The following is a 2462-nucleotide window of genomic DNA, read 5'->3' on the forward strand; positions in this document are numbered from 1 at the left end:
GCGTCCGAATCCGGTGTGCCTCGTCTGTATGGGTGTCGATGTCGATGACGGGTTCCCCGATTCGACGTACCAGTAGAAGCGCGGTGAGGAGGTGAGAGCGATGCTGACCACCCATTTGTTTTCCGGCCTGACCAGTGAAGAGGTCGATCTGATCGTGGCGGAGGAGCTGCATCTGCTCGACGCCGCCGCATGAGCGCCGTCGACGCCCGGATCGGGCGTATCCGCTGACCACAGCGCTCTCCGAGCCTCTGCCCCCTCTGCGGGTAGGGGCCAGAAGAGTGCCCGGCTCCGGGTAGGCGCCGCACGCAAAGCCTGCCCTGTCCCTCTCCTTACTCGAGAGGGACAGGGCAGGTTCGTCGTTGGTCAGCGGCCTCGGGCCGACCGGACCAGGCGGGTGAGGACCGGGACGGCGGTCACCGCCGCCCACAACCCGACCGCCGCGACCAGCGCGGCGGCGGTGTCACCGGCGGTGGCGGTGCCGAGGACGTGCCCGCGCAGGGCGTCGGTGGCGTGCGCGACCGGATTCACCGTGGCCATAGCCTGCATCCAGCCGGGCATTGTCTCGATCGGCGCGAACGCACTCGAGACGAACATCAGCGGCATCATCACCATCATCCCGGCGAACTGGACCACGTCCGGGCGCCGCAGCCGATCCCCGATCAGTCCGAACAACGCGCTCATCGCACCGGCCAACACCACCAGCACCACGACCGCGGACACGGCATCGACGGCGCTGCCATGGAACTCGAAACCCAAAGCCGCGGCGGCGATCCCGAGCAGCGCAGCCCGGGCGAGGGTGAACACGGCCTCGTTGATGGTGCGAGCGATACCGGGGAGGCCTGCGCGCATCGGCAGGGCCGCGAAGCGGTCGTGCAGGCCGTTGGTGTGATCGATCGCGGCGGACACTCCGGCGTTGGTGCCGGCCATCACCGTGGAGACGGCGAGCATCGCCGGGGTGAGGAAGACGATGTAGCTGACCCCGGCCGGGAAGCCGGGTCCGGCGGCGACGCTGCGGAACACCTGGCTGAACAGCACCAGCATCGCCATCGGCATGGTCAGCGAGAACATCAGCAGCTGCGGGACGCGGGCGCTGGTGCGCAGGTTCCGGACGGTCAGGGCGGCGAGCTGGTCCAAGGCCGAGGAGGCGGTAACTGTGGTGGTGCGGATGGTGGTCATTTGTGGGCTCCCGTGTGGGCGAGGTGGGTGAAGACGTCGTCGAGGCTCGGGGAGGCCACATCCAGGTCGGTGACCTCGATGCCGCGGCGGTGCAGGTCCGCGACCAGGGCGGTCGCGGCGGGGGCGTCGTCGACGGTGACCGACACCCGCACCCGGTCGCCGTCGACCCGGTCGGTGTCCGGGACGAACGGCAGAGTCCCCAGTTGGTGGCTGGGGATGGTGGCGGTCAGGACCTTGCCGCCGACGATCCGTTTCAGCTCGGCGGGGGTACCGCGGGCGGCGACCCTGCCCCGGGCCAGGACGACGATGTGGTCGGCGAGCCGGTCGGCCTCCTCCAGGTACTGGGTGGTGAGCACGACGGTGGTGCCCGCAGTGGTGAGCTCGTCCACGACGTCCCACAGTCCGGCGCGGGCGATCGGGTCCAGGCCGGTGGTCGGCTCGTCCAGGAACAGCACCGACGGGTTACCGACGAGGCTGGCGGCCAGATCGATTCGGCGGCGTGAGCCGCCGGAGAGTTCCCCGACCCGGCGGGTCGCGTATTCCTGCAGCCCGAGCCGCTCGATCAGCGCGTCGGCCCGGGCACGGGCGGCGGTGCGGCGCAGCCCGGTCAGGCGGCCGATCAGCTCCAGATTCTCTCGGGCGGTGAGGAATTCGTCGAGTCCGGCGTATTGGCCGGTCACCCCGATCCGGCGGCGCACCCGGTCGGCGCCGGCGATGACGTCGAGGCCCTCGATCTGCACGCGGCCGACGGTCGGGCGCACCAGGGTGGTGAGTGTGCGGATCAGGGTGGTCTTGCCGGCACCGTTGTGGCCGAGGACCCCGAGGGTGGTCCCGGCGGCAGCTTCCAGGTCGACGCCGTCGAGGGCCCAGGTTTTGTTGTAGGCGACGTGCAGGTCGTCGACGAGGACGGCGGGGGCGGTCATTTCACGCCCCCGCCGTGGCCGCCGGCCGCGTGGCCGGTTCCGGTGGGAAAGAGCAGGTGGGTGGTCATCGCCAGGATTCCTCTCGAAGAAGGGCGTTCCCCCACCCGATGTGAGTGAGAGTTATCTCCTCAGACGAACCAGCCGCGAATTGGACGCACCAGCTGTCCGGGACGCGGGTTCGCGGCGCCGGTGGTGGTGGTGGTGGAAGTACGCCCTCTCGAACCATCTGGGGCACATGATGTCCGAGCCACCATCGGTTGATCGGGCCGTCTTCGCCGCCGACCTCGAGAGGCCGACATCAGCTTCGGGTGCGTCCTTCCGGGCCGGCCGCCGTCTATAGGTGTGCCGACATCCCGGCACCTG

Annotated in this window: 2 protein-coding genes; both read right to left on the reverse strand. The window is 69.8% G+C overall.

The features are described 5' to 3' along the window. Nucleotides 1-363 precede the first annotated feature (363 nt). Nucleotides 364-1176 carry an ABC transporter permease gene (locus P3H15_RS53565; RefSeq protein WP_276144754.1) on the reverse strand — a complete coding sequence of 271 codons (813 nt, stop codon included), beginning with the start codon at nt 1174-1176 and terminating at the stop codon, nt 364-366. Then, nucleotides 1173-2099: an ATP-binding cassette domain-containing protein gene (locus P3H15_RS53570; RefSeq protein WP_276144755.1), complete on the reverse strand. Its 927-nt coding sequence runs from the start codon at nt 2097-2099 to the stop codon at nt 1173-1175. Before P3H15_RS53570 ends, P3H15_RS53565 begins: the two co-directional genes overlap by 4 nt. Nucleotides 2100-2462: the final 363 nt, after the last annotated feature.

The organism is Rhodococcus sp. T2V, assembly GCF_029269925.1.
Classification (GTDB): domain Bacteria; phylum Actinomycetota; class Actinomycetes; order Mycobacteriales; family Mycobacteriaceae; genus Rhodococcus_F; species Rhodococcus_F koreensis.